Origin of the sequence: Crossiella sp. S99.2 (assembly GCF_023094165.1) — a bacterium.
In the GTDB taxonomy this organism is placed as follows: domain Bacteria; phylum Actinomycetota; class Actinomycetes; order Mycobacteriales; family Pseudonocardiaceae; genus Crossiella.
In genome coordinates, this window is record NZ_JALMDK010000003.1 from 540,751 (window position 1) to 559,278 (window position 18,528).

The following is an 18,528-nucleotide window of genomic DNA, read 5'->3' on the forward strand; positions in this document are numbered from 1 at the left end:
CCTTTCGGCCCTGGTTCCAACCAATCGATTGGTTGGAACAGAGGTTAGCGATCCGGCCGCGACCGGTCAACCGGCCGACTCGGGAAGCCGCGCTGAAACCACGGTGAAACCGGTGGCCGACAGCCTCGGCGGCATGACCACGAATTCCGTCCTGACCACCGTGCACCAGCAGTTCCCGTGGATGCGCGACGAGCAGCCCGAGGAGTCCGTCCGCTTCAACGCCAAGCTGGGCCTGTGGGAGGTCTTCACCCACGCCGAGATCGTCGAGGTGCTCGGCGACAACGAGAACTTCTCCGCCAACACCCTCAAGCTGGTCGCCGGCGAGGAGGCGGCCGCGGAGTTCGGCGACGGCAACCTGCTGCAGACCGACGCGCCCGCCCACCGCCAGCTGAAACGGCTGATCAGCCATGCGTTCACGCCGAAAACCGTGGCCGATCTGGAGCCCCGGATCGCCCAGCTCACGCACCAGATGCTGGATGAGGTGGACGGGCGGGACGGTTTCGAGTGGGTGGCGGAGCTGGCCTACCCGCTGCCGGTGACGATCATCGCCGATCTGCTCGGGGTGCCCAGCGGTGACAAGGAGATGTTCCGGTCCTGGGTGGACGAGCGCTTCAGCGGGGACATGGAACTCTCGCTCAACCCCGAGGACGCCGAGGCCCAGCAGGCGATCGGGCAGCGGCAGTACGAGCTGACCGCCCAGCTCGGCGCGTACATGACCGAGCATGCCGTCGAACGGCGCCGCAAGCCGCGGGCCGACCTGCTCACCGAGCTGGTGCAGGCCGAGGTCGACGGTGAGCGGCTCACCGACCGGCAGATCGCCACCTTCGGCTGTCTGCTGCTGCTGGCCGGGCACATCACCACCACCATGATGCTGGGCAACACCGTGCTGCTGCTGGACGCCAACCCGGAGCAGGGCGCGCGGGTGCGGGCCGACCGGTCGCTGATCCCGCTGGCCATCGAGGAGGCGGTGCGGATGCTCAGCCCGTTCGCCACCGGTTACCGGGTCACCACCGCCGAGGTGCAGGTCGGGGCCGAGACGATCCCGGCAGGGCAGATGGTGCGGCTGTGGACCGCCGCGGCCAACCGCGATCCGAAGGTGTTCACCGACCCGCATCGCTTCGACGCAGGCCGGGACCCGAACCCGCACCTGGCCTGGGGGCGGGGCATGCACTTCTGCCTGGGCGCGCCGCTGGCCCGGCTGGAGGGGCGGGTGGTGCTGGACATCCTGTTCGACCGGTTCCCGAAGCTGCGCGCCGATCCGGACCGCCCGGCCGAGTTCATGCCCAACCCGGAGACCCTGGGCGTGCGCACGCTGCCGCTGCTCACCCGGTGAGGCACAGCTCGACCAGCGCGCGGGCCGCCGCCTGCAACTCGTGCTGCGAGCGGCCCGCGTAGGCCAGCACCGCCTCGGCGTAGGCCGCCGGATCGGCCCGTACCGCGGTGTCCCTGATCCGTTCGGCGGACATGGTCGGCTGGAACGCGCGGGAGTACCGGAACCGTTCGGCCAGTGCGATCAGCCGGGCGGCCACCGCCGGGTCACCGCGGTCCAGCCGCACCAGCGCCAGTGCCACCAGCAGCACCCCGGCCGCCGGGAACTCCTCCACCGTGGTGCGTGGACTGGCCGGGGTGGCCAGCACCGCCGAGAGCCGCGCGGGCAGTGTCTGGACCAGCCCGGCCACCTGGTCCAGGCGCCCGTGCTGGGCGTGCGCGACCACCGCGACCCCCTGGGCCAGCAACGCCCAGGGCTCCACCGCGGCTGGTTCGGGCGGGCCGGCGAGGTCGCGGTACTGGCGCAGGGCGATCTCGATCTCGCCGCGGGACAACAGGATCTCCGCGCGCACGCCGAGCCGGAAGGCTTCCTGGTAGTCGGCCTGGTCGCCGGGCACACCAGGGGGCAGCCACTCCTCGGCCTCTTCCAGCGCGCCCAGGTGCAGGCTGGCCAGCATCAATCCGGCCCTGGTGCCGACGAAGTCCGGGCTCAGCCGCAGCGCGTCCAGTTCGGCCAGCGCGGTGCGCAGCTGGGTGAGCGCGAGGTCGGCGCGGTCGAGTTGCAGGTGCAGTTCGGCCAGCCGGCCGCGGGCCAGCACCACCAGCAGCGGAACCTGTGCCGGCAGCGTGGCCAGCATCTTCTCGGTGCAGCGCAGGGCCCGTTCCGGCACGCCGTCGCGCTCCCACAGGTAGCCGGCCAGGAATTCCGCGGTCGCGGCCAGCAGCGGCTCCGGGCGTTCGCAGAGCGCGCGCAGCAGCGGGTCGTCCGCGCCGCTGACCTGGACCAGGACGGTGAGCACCTGGGCCAAGGCGCGGATCGGCGAGTCCGGCGGACCGGGTGGCAGCCGGCGCAGGGCCAGCAGGGCCCGCCCGGCGCGCAGGCCGCTGCCCTGGAAGTTGTGGAGCGAGCACAGGGTCAGCGCGGTCCGGGTGAGTTCGGTCAGCTCCGGGGACGGGCGGTAGCGGCTGAGCACCGGGCCGGACAGCTCGACCACCTGCAGCAGCCGGAGCAGGTTGTTGTCCAGCAGGCCCAGGATGGACAGCAGGGCGGTCGCGGCCACGGTGGCCGGACCGTCGGCCAGTTCCGTCGCCAGGCGCAGCGCGTGGGTGAGGTTGTCCTGTTCGGCGCGGATCAGTTCGGCCGTCTCGGCCGGGTTGTCCTGGAACACCTCTTCGTGGTGGCGGCGGCCGAATTCGGTGGCCCAGCGCAGGAATCCGGCGCTGACCTGCTGCTGCTCCCCCGCTTCGGCGCGTTGGGCCGCACCGAATTCGCGTACCGCGGCCAGCATCCGGAACCGCGCGCCCAGCGGGGTGTCGACCACCTTCAGCAGCGACTGGTCGACCAGGTGTTCCAGCACGGCAAGCACATCCGGCGCGTCGAGCAACTCGGCCGCACCGGCCGCGGTGAACCCGCCTGGGAAGATCGACAGTGCCCGCAGCGCGGCCTGTCCGGCGGGTTCGAGCAGCGTCCAGCTCCAGTCCAGGGCCGCGCGCAGGGTGTGGTGGCGGGGCGGGGCGTCCCGGGATCCCCCGGCCAGCAAGGAAAACCGGTCGTCCAGGCGGCGGGCGATCTCGGGCACCGAGAGCACCCGGACCCGGGCCGCGGCCAGTTCCACCGCCAGCGGCAGGCCGTCCAGGCGCTGGCACAGCTCGGCCACGGTGTCGGCGGGCAGTGGCACCGTGGGCCGGGCCGCGCGGGCGCGCTGGGTGAACAGCGCCACGGTGGCCGCCGGGCTCAGTTCGGGCAGTGGGTAGACCGCCTCGGAGGACAGGCCGAGCGGGGTGCGGGTGGTGGTCAGGAACCGGGCCTCGGGGGTCAGCGCGACCAGCGCGCGCACCAGTTCGGCGACCCCGCGCACCACGTGCTCGCAGTTGTCCAGCACCAGCAATGCCGAGCCGCCGGCCAGGACCCTGGCGATCCCGCGCACCGGGTCGGCGCGGTCCGCGCCGAGGGCGGCGGCCACGGTGAGCGCGACCTCCTCGTCCGCGCCGATCCCGGCCAGTCCGACGATGTGGACCAGGCGGTGGTCGGCGGCCCGGCTGACCGCGTAGGCCAGCCGGGTCTTGCCGAGTCCGCCGGTCCCGACGATCGAGGTGACCCGGGATCCGCGCAGCAGTTCGGCCACCCGGGCGAGGTCCTCTTCCCGTCCCAGCAACGGGTTCGGCTCGTGCGGCACGCCACGCCGCACCGCGGGCTGGGTAGCCCGCAACAACTCACTGTGCAGCCGTCGCAGTGCCGCACCCGGCTCGGTGCCCAGTTCTTCGCGCAGCCCGCGCCGGTAGTCCTCGTACCGGGCCAGTGCCGCGGACACCCCGGCGGTGGCCTGCTCGGCGCGCAGCAGTTCCAGGAGCAGTTCCTCATCCCGCGGCCGCTGCCCGGCCAGCTCGCTCAGCGGTCCCACCGCGGCGGCGAACCGGCCCAGCCGCGCCAGCGCCATCGCTCGGATCCGGCCCAGCTCCACCCCCGTGGCCGCCCGCTCGGTCCGCAACCGGGCCACGGGATCGTCCCCGTCCGCGGGCTCGATCCCCTGGCACAGCGCCAATCCGGCCTCCGCCGCGGTCAGCGCCGCCAGGTGCTCCCCGGCCTGTGCGCACCGGCGGGCGGCCTCGGCGTTGGCCAGTACCGCGGCCGCGTCCACCCGCGATTCGCCCAGCGCCAGCCGGTATCCGGTCGGGGTGCTGGCGATGACCTCCGCGCCGAGTTGCGCCCGCGCCCGGGACACCAGGATCTGCACCGCCTTCACCGGGTGCTCGGGCCGGACCTCCGGCCACAGCCCCGCGACCAGCGAGCCCACACTGCGTCCGGAGCGCAGGTCCCCGGCCAGCAACGCGAGCAGCCCGTGGATCCGCGGGCCGGTGATCTCGTTGCCGCGGAAGGAAACCCGGCCCAGCAGGGTCAGCTCGGGCGGCACGCCCTCGGCCACGGTTTCCGGTCCCCCCAGTCCCATGTGCCCGAAGTCTAGTCCGCCGCCGCGGCCCCGACCTTGAGGTTCCCGCCGGTGATCGCCCGGTCCGGGGCCGGGCCGAGGCAGTGCGCCGCCTCCGCCTGCCAGGCCATCCCGATCAGGTCCCGCCGCCCGCGGTCGTACACGCTCAGGCTGAACCGGTCCCCCGGCTTGAGCCACCCGATCCCGTGCACCCGGTCGACCTTCCCGGTCACCACGCCCACCGGTCCCCCGGTCCGCACGCAGTCCACAATCCCGGTCAGCCAGCCCGATTCGCCCTGGTAGTGGTGCGCCACCCGGATCGTGCCCGCGTCACCTCTGGCGGCCACGGTCACCTCGAACACGCTGACCGGGTCCTGCATCTGGATCAGCGCCGTCCCAGTCACCGAGGCCCCCACGGGCGCCCCCGGCAGCGCCAGCAACGCCGCCGCCAACACCGTCCCGATCATCCTGACTCCCCTCTATGCCGTCAGGGCAAGGGTCGTCCGGAACCGGGTGCGCCGGCTCCCGCCGAGGTGGGAACCGGCTCACCCGCAGGGGTCAGACCCGGCAGGCGCTCCGGTTGGACCAGGCGAACGCGATGACCTTGGCCTCGCCGATCCTGGTGGTGCCGGTGTTCACGCAGGTCTGCCGCTTGGAGCCGTCGTGGTTGTCGATGTAGACCTCGACCGGCCACTCGTCGTGGGGACAGTGGTTGTACAGCGCGTCGGCACCGCGCTCGAAGTAGCCGCACGGGTCCGCCGCGGGCGCGGCGCTCGCGGCCCCCGCGAACAGCCCGGTGGCGGTCAGGGCCAGCGCCGAAGCGGCGGCGGCGAGCTTGGACATGCGCATGTCTGCCTCCACAAGATCGGATTCCATCCGAACATAGCGAGGCGAAACCCGTGCTGGACAAGGGTTTCAGCGGTGCATGAACCCGTTGACAGCGGCTCAGACGGCGAACCTGCGGCGGTAGGCCGTCGGCGTCAGCCCGGTCTGCCGCGGGCCAGGCCGGGAACGGCCGGGTCAGCTCGCGGGTGCGGCGGTGAGGTCGAGTCCCTGTACCCAGCTGCGCTGCTGGCCGCGGCGGGAAATCCGCCAGCCGCGCGGGGTGCGGACGTACTCGTCGGTGTACCACATGCCCAGCAGCGCGATCCGCGGCTCGCCGCCCTCGGCCCCGACCGGCAACGCCATCGAGTTCAGGCACATCACCCGCCCGGTCGCCCGGTCGCCGTCCACGCGGATTTGCGGGTTGACCATCAGGTGCTGGAACGCGGGGAACTGCGCCATGCTCTGGCCGAGCCATTCCTTGATTTCGGGGAAGGTACCCGAGATACCACCGAAGGCCCGGTAGTCGATGGGGGCGCCGTCCACGAACACCTCGTCCAGCGCGTCGTAATCCCGGCTGTCGATCGCGGTCGCGTACGCCACGATCAGTTCCTGGATCTCCAACCGGTCGGAAATTTCCTGAATGCCGAGCACCTAACCTCCTAGTACATTCGTCATCCGCGCAATGGCGGCTTCTCTCATCGCGCCGTGCCGGACCTTGCCCGCGTCATCGCGCAGCGGCTCGTCGATGAACTCCACCGAGCGCGGGACCTTGTACCGCACCAGGCGCGCGCCGAGGTGCTCGATCAGGTCGTCGACGGTCAGTCCGGGCTTGGCCTGCACCAATGCGTGCACCCGCTCGCCGAGGTCGTCATCGGGCAGTCCGACCACCACGCTGGACAGCACGAGTGGGTGGGCGTCGATGGCGGCTTCCACCTCGGCGGGGTAGATGTTCGCGCCGCCGGCGATGATCAGGTCGGTGCGTCGGCCGCTGAGGTAGAGATAGCCCTCGGCGTCCAGCCAGCCGAGGTCGCCGAGCGACTCCCAGTCGTCCCGCTTCTTGGCCTCCGCGCCGATGTAGCGGTAGCTGGGCGGGGCCCCAGCTGGTCCGCGCAGGTAGATCTCGCCGACCTCGCCGGTCGGTGCGCGTTCGCCTTCCGCGTCGAGCACCACGATCTCGCCGAGCGCGGCCCTGCCGACCGAGCCTCGATGGGTGAGCCACTCCTCGCCGGTGATGAGCGTGGCGGCCTGCGACTCGGTGCCGCCGTACATCTCGAAGACCTTGTCGGCACCGAGCAGGGTGATCCAGGCTTCCTTGAGCCACGGCGGACAGGCCGAGGCCCCGTGCCACAGCGCGTGCAGCGAGGACACGTCATACGTACCAGGGCTTTCCTCGATCAGCCGCAGCATCCGCAGCATCATCGTGGGCACGAGTTGCACCCAGCCGACCCGGTGCCCGGCGATCGCCGCGAGCGCGCGCCCGGCGTCGAACCTGGGCAGCAGCACCAGGTGCTGACCCACGAGCAGCCCGGTGAACGCGGCGGTGAACGGGGAGTTGTGGTGCAGCGGGCCCGCGACCAACTGGCTGTCTGTCGGCCGCATCCGGGCCACGGCTGCGGCCAGCTCCGGGGTGCCCTCAGCGGCGGCGCCGGCCACGATCAGTTTGGGCCGGCCGGTGCTGCCGCCGGAGGTCTGCGCCTTCCAGGACGGCGACACCACCTCCGGCAGCGGCCCGTCGGCCAGGGCCGGATCGGGCTGGAAGTCCGCGGCGACGCAGGTCCGGCCGGGGTGCTCGGCCGGGTCGGCGCCGATGACAAGCGCGGAGTCGGCGAGGTCGACGATCGCCGCGCGCTCGGCGGCGGGCAGCCGTGCGGAGATCGGCTGGGGCACCGCGCCGAGTTTCCAGCAGGCGAGCACGGTCACGAAGAAGTCGATCGAGTTGGGCAGGCCGATGGTGACGAAGTCGCCGTACCCGGCGCCGAGTGTGGCGAACGCCCGCGCGAGCCGGTTCGACCGGGCCGCCAGTTCGGCCCGCGTGATCGTCTCGCCGGCACAACTGATGGCGAGCTGGTGTGGCGCATCGGCGGCGAGCCGGCCCAGGATTCGCACGTAGGGCTCAGCCGCGCTGAAGTAAAGCGCGGTGGCGATATCCAGCTCAGCGTCATCAGCAGCAGTATCATCAGGCACAGCACATCAACCTTTCGCACAGCTTTGCCGCCCAGGCCGGTCGGGTATTCCGCACGCCTTTTGAGAACAGCCTGGTATTTCACGGGCATTTCGGCACCGCGACCGAGGTCCGAAACACGTCAGTAAGTCTGCCGAGCCGTGTCCGGCGCCGCCAACGCGTTATGCGGGTGCATACTATGCGCATGCCGCATAGTGATCTCGGGTTGTTGCACGAACTGCGTGCGCTCTCGATCCTGCTGGAGGAACGCAACGTGACCCGGGCCGCGGTGCGGTTTCACCTGAGCCAGTCCTCGATGAGCCGGACGCTGCAGCGGCTGCGCACGCTGTTCGGGGACGAGCTGCTGGTCCGGTCCGGCGGCGACTACGAGCTGACCCCGCGGGCGCGGGACATGCAGCGCGAACTGGCCCTGCTGCTGCCCCGGCTGGAGAGTCTGGTGGCCGGCCGGGTCTTCGATCCGGCCACGGCGACCGGGATCGTGCGCATCATCGGCACCGACTACTCCACCGCGACACTGGGACCGCACCTGCTGCCCCGGCTGCACCTGGCCGCGCCCGAGCTGGAGATCCGGATCGAACCGCGGGACCAGGACTCCTACGCCGACCTCGAACGCGGGCGGGCCGACCTCGCGTTGTCCGTGCTCCGCCCGGCCACCCCGCTGCGCTGGGAACGGCTGTTCACCGACGATGTGGTGTGCGCGGTGGACCGCGATCACCCGGTGCGGGACCGCTTCGAGCTGGCCGACTACGTCGCGGCCCGGCACGTGGTCGTCGCCCTGATCGAACGCGAGCAACCCATGATCGAACGGTGGTTGCAGGCAGTCGGCCACCACCGGACGGCCGCGGTGCGGCTGACGCACTTCAGCGCGGCGTTCGGCGCCCTGCCCGGCACAACGTTGGTGGCCACGATTCCGCGGCGGCTCGCCGAACCGCAGGCGGCCACTGATCCGCGGGTGCGGCTGGTCGAGGCGCCGGAGGGGTTCGACGCGTTCCCGTACGGGATGATCTGGCACGCCCGCCTGGAATCCGATCCGATGCACTCCTGGTTGCGCGAGATGATCCGGGCGGCGGCGCGGGACCTGACCGGCTGACCACTGCTGTCTCACAGCAGCTTGTCGAGGGTGATCGGCAGGTCGTGCACGCGGATCCCGGTCGCGTTGTACACGGCGTTGCCGATCGCCGCGGCGGCCGAGACCAGGCCGATCTCGCCCAGCCCCTTGGCGCCGAACTCGCTGATGTGCGGGTCCGGGCGGTCCAGCCAGTGCACGTCGATCTCCGGGGTGTCGGCGTGCACCGGGACCAGGTAGTCGGCCAGACTCGCCGCGGCGAACCGGCCGTCCGGTTCGATCGGGTCGGCCTCCAGCAGGGCGTGCCCGATGCCCCAGATGATCGAGCCCACCAGCTGGCCGCGGGCCGCCTTGGCGTTGACCACCCGGCCCACGTCGAACACCGAGGTGAACCGGTTGACCCGCGGTTCACCGGTCAGCCGGTTCACCCGCACCTCGCAGAAGTGCGCGCCGAAGCAGTGGAACCGGTACTGGTCCGCGCCGGCCGCCGGCGCCGAGGTGCTGACCGCCTCCACCGAGGGCACACCCATGGTGCGCAACAGGGTGCCGAAATCAACCGCTCTCCCCGACGCCTCGATCCGGCCCCGTCGATAGCGCACGGTCGCGGGATCGAGGCCGGCGAACGGGGACCGCGGGTTGGCCACGGCCGCCTGGATGAGCGCGGTGACGGCGGCCCGGCAGGCGGCCTGCACCGCGGGCACCGTGCTGGTGGTGACGCTGGATCCGTACGCGCCGACGCCGCCGGGTGGGAGGGCGGAATCGCCTGCCTCGGCCGCGATGGCGCTGACCGGCAGGCCCAGCTCGTCCGCCCCGACCGCCGCCAGCATGGTGAGGGCGCCGGTGCCGATGTCGGAGGTGGCCGAGGCGACGGCGACGAAACCGTCGTCGCGGAACCGGGCCCGCGCCGTGGCGAACTGGCGCCAGGCCGGGTAGATCGCGCTGGCCATGCCCATCCCGATCAGCCAGTCGCCTTCGGTCCGGGACCGGGGACGCGCCTGGCGGCGCTTCCAGCCGAATCGCTCGGCCCCGGCCCGGTAGCACTCGTCGAGGTGCTTGCTGGAGAAGCGGCGGCCCTCCACCGGGTCTTCCGTCGCGTAGTTGCGCAGCCGCAGTTCCACCGGATCGACGCCGGTGCGCACGGCGAGTTCGTCCATCGCGGTCTCCAGCGCGAACATGCCGGGTGACTCGGCGGGCGCCCGCATCGACCAGGTCGGCGGGGTGTCCAGGGTGACCAGCCGCTGGTCGATGCGGATGTTCGGCGTGCGGTAGGTCACCGCCGAGGTGTCCCGGCCGGGCATCATCTGCCAGCCGCCCGCCGCGGGCAGTTCACCGTCGCTGTCGTGGCTGAGCGCGCGCAGCCTGCCGTCGGCCTCCGCGCCGAGCCGGATCGTCTGCCGGACGGCGCCGCGGTGGCCGATGGCGGTGAACACCTGTTCGCGGCTCAGCACCAGTTTCACCGGCCGCCGCAGCGCGCGGGCGGCGGCGGCGCACAGCAGCGCCTCGTTCCACACCGGTGAGCGCTGGCCGAAACCGCCGCCGGTGTGCCGGCAGATCAGCCGGACCTTGGCCCGCTCCACCCCGAGGCGATCGGCGATCGTGGCGGCGGCCCGTTGCGGCGCCTGCGCCCCGCAGTAGACGGTGAGCTGGTCGTCCACCCACACCGCCGTGGTGGCGTGCGGTTCCATCGCGATGTGGTGGTGGGCGGGCTGGCTGACCGAGGTGGTGACGGTGACCGGGCTGGCGGCCAGCGCGGCCTCGATGGAGGGCACTCCCGGCGCGAGCTTCTGCACGACACCCTGGGACACACCCGGGCTCGCCCCGGCCAGGGAGGTCCGCGACGGAGTGACCGCGTAGTCGGCGGAGACCAGCGCGGCCGCGTCCCTGGCGTGTTCGAAGGTGTCGGCCACGACCAGGCCGATGATCTGACCGCGGAAGCGCACCGCGGTGTCCTGCAACGCACTGTAGTTCTCACCGCCGCCCCCGTTCGGCGGGTTGAGCGGGAGCGGGCGGAAGGGCGTGAAGACGGCGAGCACCCCGGGTGCGGCCTCGGCGCGGGCGACCTCCATGGCGCGCACGGTGCCGCGGCCGACGGTGGCCTGCACGAGGTAGCCGTGCACCAGGCCGTCGGGACGGTAGTCGGCGGCGTAGGGCGCGCTGCCGGTGACCTTCGGCGGTCCGTCGACGCGATCGATCTCGCGTCCCAGCGGAGAGGTGGTCATCGGGTCCGCTCCAGTTCCAGCAGGGCGCGCACGATGGTGCGTTTCATCAGCGCCGGCTTGAAAGCGTTGTGCCGCAACGGCCGTGCCCCGTCCACGGCGGTGGCGGCCGCTGCCGTGTAGCTGGCCTCGGTCGCCGGTCGACCGGCCAGCGCCCGTTCCACCGCGGGCAATCGCCAGGGCCGGGTGCCCATGCCGCCCACCGCCACCCGCGATTCGACGATGGTGTTGCCTGCCGTGCGAACCGCCACCGCCGCGGAGGAGAGCGCGAACTCGTAGGACTGCCGGTCGCGGACCTTCAGATAGAGCGAGTGCCGGGCCCAGTCCAGCCGCGGCACCAGGACCTCGGTGAGGAGTTCGCCCGGCCGCAGGTCATGTTCGCGGTGGGGGGTGTCGCCTGGCAGCGGGTAGAAGTCTCGCAGCTCGACGGTGCGCCCGCCGTCCCGGCCGCGCAGCCGCACCTTGGCATCCAGCGCGACCAGCGCCACGGCCAGGTCGCTGGGGTGGGTGGCCACGCAGGAGTCGCTGGTGCCCAGCACGGCGTGCATCCGGTTCTCCCCGTTGATCGCCAGGCATCCGCTGCCCGGCTGCCGCTTGTTGCACGGCGTGCTCACCTCGCGGAAGTAGCCGCACCTGGTGCGCTGCAACAGGTTCCCGCCGATGCTGGCCATGTTGCGGAGCTGGCCGGACGCGCTCGACTCCAGTGCCTGGCTCAGCATCGGGTAGCCGCGGCGGACGCGGGGATCCGCCGCCACCTCGCTCATCCTTTCCAGCGCACCGATCCGTAGTCCGTCACCCGCCGCCTCGATCCCGTGTAGTGGCAGGCGATTGAGGTCGAGCACGCGACCGGGCGTCATCACTTCGAGTTTCATCAGGTCCACCAGCGTTGTCCCGCCCGCGAGGAACGCGGTGCCGTCGCCGGACCGGCGCACCGCGTCCTCGACGGTGCCGGGACGCTCGAACACGTAGGGGCGCATCAGCTCAGCTCCGTCCGGGCCTGGCGGATCGCGGCCAGGATGCCCGGGTAGGCACTGCACCGGCAGATGTTGCCGGACATCTGCTCGCGGATCTCCGCGTCCGTGCCCGCGCGCCCGTCGCCGATGATCGCGGCCGCGGACATGATCTGCCCCGGGGTGCAGAACCCGCACTGGAGGCCGTCCTGCTCGATGAACGCCCGCTGCAACGGATGCAGCCGATCGCCGTCGGCCAGCCCTTCGATTGTGGTCACCGCCGCACCGTCCACTGTGGCCAGCAGGGTCAGGCAGGACAGCACCCGCCGCCCGTCGACGTGCACGGTGCACGCGCCGCATTGCCCGCGGTCGCAGCCCTTTTTGGTGCCAGGCAACCGCAGCCGCTCCCGCACCGCGTCCAGCAGGGTCACCCGCGGGTCCACGGTCAGCGAGGTGGCCGCCCCGTTGACCGTCAGGCGCACGGTGACCTCCCCAGTCGGCGCGCTCTGTGCCCCGGCGTCCCCGCTGCCCAGCGGGACGGTGGCGGCCGCGGCCGCGGTGCCGACCAGGCCGCCGAGCAGGCCGCGTCTGGTGATGCCCTCGTACTGCGTCATGCGCGTCAGCGTTCACCGCGGATCAGCCGGCCACCAACGCGAATCGCGGATCACCGGGATGCGTCCGGCGCATGACACGGCGTCAGATCTGGTTCTCCCCGCCGTCGACGTACAGGTTGGCGCCGATCATGTAGCTGCTGTCCGCGGTGGCGAGGAACGCCACGGCGGCGGCCGCGTTCCCCGGGTCGACGAGTTCGGTGATCCCGGAGGTGTCGATCGGGCCCGGCGAGATCGCGTTGACCCGGATGCCCCGGTCCTTGAGTTCATTGGCCCAGGTCCGGGCGAAGGACCGGACGGCGGCCTTGGACGCCGCGAACACACTGAAGGCCGGGGTGCCGTTCTCGGCTGCGGTGGCGGCGTTCAAGATCACCGAGGCGCCGTCGTTCAGTAGCGGCAACGCCTTCTGCACGGTGCGCAGCGTGCCCTTGACATTGACGTCGAAGATCCGGTCGTAGTCCTGCTCGGTGATCTGATCCACCGTCGCGAACGAGGCGGTGGCCGCGTTGGCGAACACCACGTCCAGGCCCCGGCCGTGCGCGCGGACCGTGTCGTAGAGCCGGTCCAGGTCGGCGGGATCGGTGATGTCACCGGCCACCGCGGTGACCCCCGCGCCGATGTGCTCGACGGCCTCGTCTAACGTTGCCCGCTCCGGCCACGCGTGCCCGACGGCGGCGGCGCGGCTGCTAGGCGTAGTACCCCTCGACCGGGACCTTCGCCTCGTCGTACAGATGCGGCCCGTCGGTCGGCACCTCGGAGAAGCCGCCAGTGGTCTTCAACCCGTTGAGCTGCTCGCCCGACAGCGCGAACACCACCTGCCCGATCCCCGACCGCGCCAACGCCCCCGCGCACATCCCGCACGGCTGGCAACTGGTGTACATCGTGGTGCCGGCGGCCGTGGCCGCGTCCAGCGACTGGGCAGCCCAGCGGGCCAGCTTCAGCTCGGGATGGGCGGTGATGTCGTCGTCGGTGAGGCTGGAGTTGCGTTCCTCGGCGAGCACTGATCCCTCCGGCCCGACCAGCAGTGATCCGAACGGCGGGTTTCCGCCTGCCCGAGCCTCGGCCGCCAGTGTGATGGCCCGCCGCAAGTGTTCTTCGTTCACCGGAATTCCTTTCGTACCGCGGCCAGTGCGTGCCAGGCAGCCTCCGGGTGCCGCGTCTCCTCCGGGTCGCCGAGGAACGGGTCCAGCACCACGGCCCGCGCGCCGTCCGCGCGCAGCAGTTCCAGGTCGCCGACGACCTGATCGAGGGTGCCCTCGCCCAGCCGCCGGTCCGCGAGTGGCTCCTCGGTCAGCCGGAGCAGGATGCGCGGCGTCAACTCGGGCAGCGGGCGGTCCTCGTCGGCGGCGACCGTTGCCAGCCGCGCCAAGGACTCCCGCCACTGCCCGGCGCTCTGCCGCAGGGGGTGCCAGGCGTCGCCGAGCCGGACCGCGCGCCGCAGCGCACCGTCGCTGTGCCCGCCCACCCAGATCGGGATGCGGCCCGCGCGGTAACCCGCGTCCAGCCACGCCTCGCGCACGGTCGTGATCAGCTCGTCGGTCAGCTTTCCGCGGCGCTGGAACGGAACCCCGAGCACCTCGAACTCCTGGCGCGCCCAGCCGATTCCCACCCCGAGCACGAGCCGGTCGCCGCTCAGCTCACTCAGGTTCGCCGCCATCCGCGCGACCAGCAGCGGATGCCGGTACGGCGCGATCAGCACGGTGGTGCCCAGCCTGATCCGTTCGGTGACCCCGGCCAGCCAGGACAGCGTGGTGAACGGCTCGTAGAACGGCGCCGGGTACTGCTGCGCCACATCGGGCGTCACCACCACGTGGTCGGACACCATGAGCAGGTCGAAGCCCAGGCCCTCCGCTGTCCGCGCCCAGTCGCGCAGCACGGCCGGGCTGGTGCCGGGACCGAAGTTCGGGACGTTCACGCCGATCAACACGCGATCAAGGCTAGGCCAGCGAACCCGCGCACGCCACGGATTCCACGGTGCGTGAATCCGCGCGATGATCGCGGCCCTGGAGCTGACCGCTCAGCCTTCGCCGGTCAGCTTGAACGAGTACGCCCCGGTCCGCCCCTCCGCCGACCACACCGCCAGCAGGTACCGCCGCCCCGGCTCCAACCGGCCCATCCCGACGCCGTAACAGACCCCGTGCGGTGTGTGCGCCGACGGCGCCGGGCTGTCCTCAACCAGGGCCATGGTGATCTCGCAGCCGGTGCCGTCGGCGGGCACCAGCTGCACTTCCTCGGTGGCCTGGAAGGAATACAGGTCAACCCGGCCCGGCACGTCCAGCCTGCCCCGCACCGTCTCGCCGAGGCGGACCGGGATGCGCCGCTCCTTGGCGGTGTCGAGCCGGAAGGCGAAGGTCCCGGTCGCGCCGTCGTCACTGGTCACCGTCAAGGTGTACTTGCCGCCCTTGATGATCCGGTACTGGTACACGCTGGTGATGGTGAAGCCGGGAGAGTCCGGGTCGTAGACGCCGTCAAGCTTGATCGACAGTTTGCCGCGGTCCAGGAGTTCGCCGCGGACCTCGTGCAGCCGGAACACGGTGGCCTCGCCCAGTTCCAGGCGATAGGTGTGCACCATGCCGGGTTTGCTCACCCGGCCGGACACGGTCGAACCGTCGCGCAGCACCCCCTGCTCGCCCTTGACCGGCTTGGGTTCCGGGCCGCGGGCGAGGGTGTCGGCCATCGTGGCGGCGCTGCGGGCGAAGGCGGGCTGGCCGGTGAGCGCCAGGTCCAGCGTGCAGCCGTCCAGGGCCGGGCCGGACAGGCCCAGTGCGGCGCAGCGACGGGCTGCGGCCTCCCGGCGCGGCGCGGGCAGATCGGCGACCACGACCTCCTTGTCCGGGAAGGACCGGTCGGTGTAGTCGGCGGTGCCGCGCCCGGCCGGGTAGTCCAGCAGCGACTCGGTGCCGACCCGCCAACGGTCGGCGAACTCGCCGTAAAGCTGTTCCCTGGAAGGTTTCTCCGGCAGCGGTCGACCATCCTTAGTGGACAGATCGTTGGCCGGATCGCCGTTGAGGTCACCGAGCAGGCCGGTGAGCTTCCCGGCCAGTTCCGGACGCGGGAACAGCAGCACGTGCAGGCCCCAGCGGCCGATCGGATCGATGTCGGCCTCGCTGCCGTCCGGGAAGCTCACGGTGTGCCCCGAGTCGGTGGCCACGATCCGCCCACCGCCGGGCAGCCGCTCGTCGGCGGGGCTGAGCTGCTTGCCGTTGACCAGGATCCGCTGCACACCCGAGTCGGCGGCGAGGTCGAAGACCACCCGGTCTGCACCGGCGCGCAACGCGACCTGCTGGTTGACCGAGACGGTGCGGCTGCCCGCCAGCGGGCTCTGCCGGACCTGCACCTCCCACTGCGGTGACTTGGCGAGCACGAACTCGCCGACCGCCTGGAAGTCGTACTCCCTGCGGTCGAACGTGGTCAGGTGCGGATCGCCGACACTGCCGCCCGGTACCAGCTTGCTCCGCTGCGGCCCGCCCTTGGCCGGTGTCTTGGTCTTGTCCTCGCCGCATTCGCCCTTGATCTTCGCCGCGTCCAGCTCCTTGCCGGGCGGGAGTTGCGCGCCACCGTAGTTGTTGCGCGGCGGCAAACCCTGGCTGGCCCGGAACTCGTTCTCCGCCCGGACCGCCCGGACATCCTTGGTGGGCACCCGTTTTCCTGCCTTGGTGGGCTTGGCCGCGGCGCATTCCCCTTCGGGCAGCTGGTTGTTGCCGGCGTCGAAAGCGTGCGTCAGCTCGTGGTACAGCGCCGCGCAGGGATGGTAGGAGACGGCGGGATCGCCGATGATCGGACTGTTGTCGCTGGGATCCCAGTAGATGGATGACCAGTCCGCGGTGCCGCGGGTCTCTACGTTGGTCTGGCCCTTGGCCGGTTTGATCCACACCTTGTAGCTGCCGTCCAGGAACGGCATGATCTTCGCCGGGTCCAGCGGCCCACGCGGCGGCCCCTTGGGATCGTTGCCCCGGAACAGCGACAGGCAGCCGGCCACCGCGGCCCCGAACCCGTCATCACCCGCGACAACCTTGAAGCTCGCCTGTGCCGTCCGGGTCGGCGCGAGCTGCCCGGCCACCGCGGCCAGCAACACCAGCACCGCGACCCCGGTACGCCGGCGCCGCCGCAACAGCAACGCGAGCAACAGCACCAGTACCAGCACACCGGCCCCGATCCCGCCGATCACCAACCAGGACAAGCCGTTCGCACTGGGCTGCCCCACCGCGAGCGCGGCCGTGACCGGCGCACCCGCCCCCGCGCACACCGAACCCTCGCCGGTCTCCACGTCCCGCGGCATCCGGTAGGCGGCGGTCACCGCGTACCGGCCCGCCTGCTCCAGCGCCCAGTGCGCGCCGAGGCCGCCGCCGGGAACCGGGGTCACCGTGTCCAGCGCACCACCCTCGGCCAGCGGAAAGGACAGGCTCTGCCCCGGCGCCACCTCGCGGGTCGCGGCGGCGAACATCGCGTCAAACCCGGCGTGGTAAGCGGTCTGGATGAACTCGGGCTCGACCGGCTGCCCATCCCTGGTGACCGACAGCACCTCCACCGTGCCCGCCGGCGTGGCGGCCAGCTTGCACGGCCGCGCACCCCGGTTGGTCACCGTCATGGTCAGCTCACCCGGCCCGCCACCCTCCGCCCGGCTCTGGATCGCCACCTCCACCGGCGTCTCCGCCGCCACCGCGACAGCAGGCACGGCCAAACCCAGTCCACCCAGCAACAGCACCAGCATCGTGGCGCGCGTCGTCCTCCCCATGGCGGGCACCCTAGGACCGCACCGGCCACAATGGACGGTGTTGCCCTCGTGACTGCCCACAGGGGCAACGAATTCCGAGCTGCGGCTCGGCACACGACGGGAGCCGACCAAACACAGGGCAGGCCGGGGTGGACGCGGAACCCGCGCAGGCGCGATCGTGTTCATGCCGGGGACATGTCACCGACACCCAGAACGTTGGCCCGGCTCGTCCCGGTGCGATCAGGGTGCCGGCCAAGACCACCACCGCAGACAGTGGGATGGGTGCCGCCAGACGATGCGGCGGGGTGTTCAAGCGTGCTTGCACACGACAACGTCAGATGCACCGTGAACGCCACGAGATTGTGTCCGAGGGGCGAGTTGCACACTATCCACCCGGCTCGCCACCACGTTCTCTCTGAGTGAACCCGCGCAGTGCCACGGTTGTGGTCTCCGTGAGAATTTGCGGCATGATGGCGGGTACCGACGGGCGGCCTGTGAGGTCAGGTCGTCGACTCCCTGTCGCCACAACGTGGTGAACTTGCCTTGCCTGGAGGCGGATCCTCGTCAGGCGGCGTGGACAGCGTGATTACGGCGAGCCCTTCGGCTCGCGCTCGCAGTGCCATTCCGATGTCAAATGTCACCAGCTTGATCTTGCGTCCCAGCCATATCTCGACGACGAGAGCTCTGGCGATGATCTCCGCGTCAGCGCGGTCGTGTCGCACATGTCCAGGTGGGTCGAGCAGCAACTCGATGGTGTCATCGGGGTGGCCGACAGGGGGCGGCGAGTTGCCAGAGCCGACGGGTTCGCGCAGTCGCCCACTGGTATCGGGTTCGGCGAGCTCGCGGCTGAGGACCGACAAGGTTAATCCGGCTCGCCTGCGGTGGTTGCTGTTGCGCCTGAGCTGGTCAAGTTCGTCTACGACCACAGGGGGCACGATCACTTGCACCGGAGAGCCCGGCATGTCGACCTCGGCCGCGAAGTCGATATCCCTGATCTTGTTCTTGTAGTGGAGGTAGACATTGGCGTCTGGCATGACGAACACCCCCGGGCGTTTCCAGCGTGCTCGTTCGCGGACAAGAGCCGTACGGGCGTCTTCGAGTATGGCCACTCGCTCGTCGAGTTCGAGGGCGGCGAGGTCTGCGATGGAGGAGGCTTCGGAGATCGACCCGGGTTCGGCCAGCAGGCGGTCTTAGCGTTTTGTCATCACCAGTCGCGAGATGTCTCCCTCGTCAATTGGGCTGCGCAGCAGGCGGTAAGAGTTAATTACCCATCGGCGGTAGTCGCGGAGGTACTGCTTCGGATCGGTTCCCCTGACCACGTTCTGCGCGGCCATGCGCACTCGCTCCAGTACCATGCGCAGGTTGGAGATGTCTGTGCCGGAATACGGGGTGACGAGCATCCGACAATCGTTCCACCATGTCGCCGTCGGCTGACCAAGGCGCGCTTACGACAGCAGACTGAGTTCGGCATCGGTGTTTGGAGGAAAGCTCACCAAGGGTACCCAAGCGGTCAATGAAGGACGACATCATGGTGGTCACGCGTCGTCCG

General features: G+C 71.2%; 16 protein-coding genes. 2 read left to right on the top strand and 14 right to left on the bottom strand.

Features of this window, described 5'->3' with window-relative positions; genetic code table 11:
- Positions 1-133 precede the first annotated feature (133 nt).
- Positions 134-1,333, top strand: a complete 1,200-nt coding sequence (locus tag MZC64_RS13870; protein ID WP_247756765.1) for a cytochrome P450 — start codon at positions 134-136, stop codon at positions 1,331-1,333.
- Here the strand turns inward: MZC64_RS13870 and MZC64_RS13875 are convergent.
- From MZC64_RS13875 to MZC64_RS13895, 5 genes are all read right to left on the bottom strand, one after another.
- On the bottom strand, positions 1,323-4,436 hold the full coding sequence (locus MZC64_RS13875; protein ID WP_247756764.1) for a BTAD domain-containing putative transcriptional regulator: 3,114 nt from the start codon (positions 4,434-4,436) through the stop codon (positions 1,323-1,325). The two genes, MZC64_RS13870 and MZC64_RS13875, sit on opposite strands and share 11 nt — an antisense overlap.
- 11 nt (positions 4,437-4,447) lie before the next feature.
- The gene (locus tag MZC64_RS13880) at positions 4,448-4,882 is read right to left on the bottom strand and encodes a hypothetical protein (RefSeq protein ID WP_247756763.1); all 435 of its coding nucleotides are present in this window, start codon (positions 4,880-4,882) and stop codon (positions 4,448-4,450) included.
- Between the two features lie 91 nt (positions 4,883-4,973).
- Positions 4,974-5,264 carry a DUF6355 family natural product biosynthesis protein gene (locus MZC64_RS13885; RefSeq protein WP_247756762.1) on the bottom strand — a complete coding sequence of 97 codons (291 nt, stop codon included), beginning with the start codon at positions 5,262-5,264 and terminating at the stop codon, positions 4,974-4,976.
- Between the two features lie 171 nt (positions 5,265-5,435).
- Complete coding sequence (locus MZC64_RS13890; RefSeq protein WP_247756761.1) at positions 5,436-5,891, bottom strand: nuclear transport factor 2 family protein; 456 nt, start codon at positions 5,889-5,891, stop codon at positions 5,436-5,438.
- Positions 5,892-7,424 (bottom strand): AMP-binding protein, encoded by a 1,533-nt coding sequence (locus tag MZC64_RS13895; RefSeq protein ID WP_247756760.1) that lies wholly within the window; start codon positions 7,422-7,424, stop codon positions 5,892-5,894.
- 182 nt (positions 7,425-7,606) lie between these two features.
- Here MZC64_RS13895 and MZC64_RS13900 point away from each other — a divergent pair, with 182 nt between their 5' ends.
- Entirely contained in the window at positions 7,607-8,512 is a 906-nt protein-coding gene (locus MZC64_RS13900) for a LysR family transcriptional regulator (RefSeq protein ID WP_247756759.1), read from the top strand.
- Between the two features lie 11 nt (positions 8,513-8,523).
- Here the strand turns inward: MZC64_RS13900 and MZC64_RS13905 are convergent, their stop codons facing one another.
- The 9 genes from MZC64_RS13905 to MZC64_RS13945 form a co-directional block, all read right to left on the bottom strand.
- Positions 8,524-10,707, bottom strand: a complete 2,184-nt coding sequence (locus MZC64_RS13905) for a xanthine dehydrogenase family protein molybdopterin-binding subunit (protein WP_247756758.1) — start codon at positions 10,705-10,707, stop codon at positions 8,524-8,526.
- Entirely contained in the window at positions 10,704-11,681 is a 978-nt protein-coding gene (locus MZC64_RS13910) for a xanthine dehydrogenase family protein subunit M (RefSeq protein ID WP_247756757.1), read from the bottom strand. Before MZC64_RS13910 ends, MZC64_RS13905 begins: the two co-directional genes overlap by 4 nt.
- On the bottom strand, positions 11,681-12,136 hold the full coding sequence (locus MZC64_RS13915; protein ID WP_247757435.1) for a (2Fe-2S)-binding protein: 456 nt from the start codon (positions 12,134-12,136) through the stop codon (positions 11,681-11,683). The genes MZC64_RS13910 and MZC64_RS13915 overlap by 1 nt, the downstream gene beginning before the upstream one ends.
- 214 nt (positions 12,137-12,350) lie before the next feature.
- Complete coding sequence (locus tag MZC64_RS13920) at positions 12,351-13,034, bottom strand: SDR family oxidoreductase (protein WP_282105360.1); 684 nt, start codon at positions 13,032-13,034, stop codon at positions 12,351-12,353.
- Positions 12,952-13,368, bottom strand: coding sequence for a nucleoside deaminase (locus MZC64_RS13925; protein ID WP_374205719.1), 417 nt, complete (start codon positions 13,366-13,368; stop codon positions 12,952-12,954). Before MZC64_RS13925 ends, MZC64_RS13920 begins: the two co-directional genes overlap by 83 nt.
- Positions 13,365-14,192 (bottom strand): LLM class flavin-dependent oxidoreductase, encoded by an 828-nt coding sequence (locus tag MZC64_RS13930; protein ID WP_247756755.1) that lies wholly within the window; start codon positions 14,190-14,192, stop codon positions 13,365-13,367. Before MZC64_RS13930 ends, MZC64_RS13925 begins: the two co-directional genes overlap by 4 nt.
- A gap of 90 nt (positions 14,193-14,282) precedes the next feature.
- Positions 14,283-17,000, bottom strand: coding sequence for a VWD domain-containing protein (locus tag MZC64_RS13935; RefSeq protein ID WP_247756754.1), 2,718 nt, complete (start codon positions 16,998-17,000; stop codon positions 14,283-14,285).
- Positions 17,001-17,479: 479 nt separating this feature from the next.
- The gene (locus MZC64_RS13940) at positions 17,480-18,013 is read right to left on the bottom strand and encodes a PIN domain-containing protein (RefSeq protein ID WP_247756753.1); all 534 of its coding nucleotides are present in this window, start codon (positions 18,011-18,013) and stop codon (positions 17,480-17,482) included.
- A gap of 156 nt (positions 18,014-18,169) precedes the next feature.
- Positions 18,170-18,379, bottom strand: a complete 210-nt coding sequence (locus tag MZC64_RS13945) for a hypothetical protein (protein WP_247756752.1) — start codon at positions 18,377-18,379, stop codon at positions 18,170-18,172.
- Positions 18,380-18,528 lie beyond the last annotated feature (149 nt).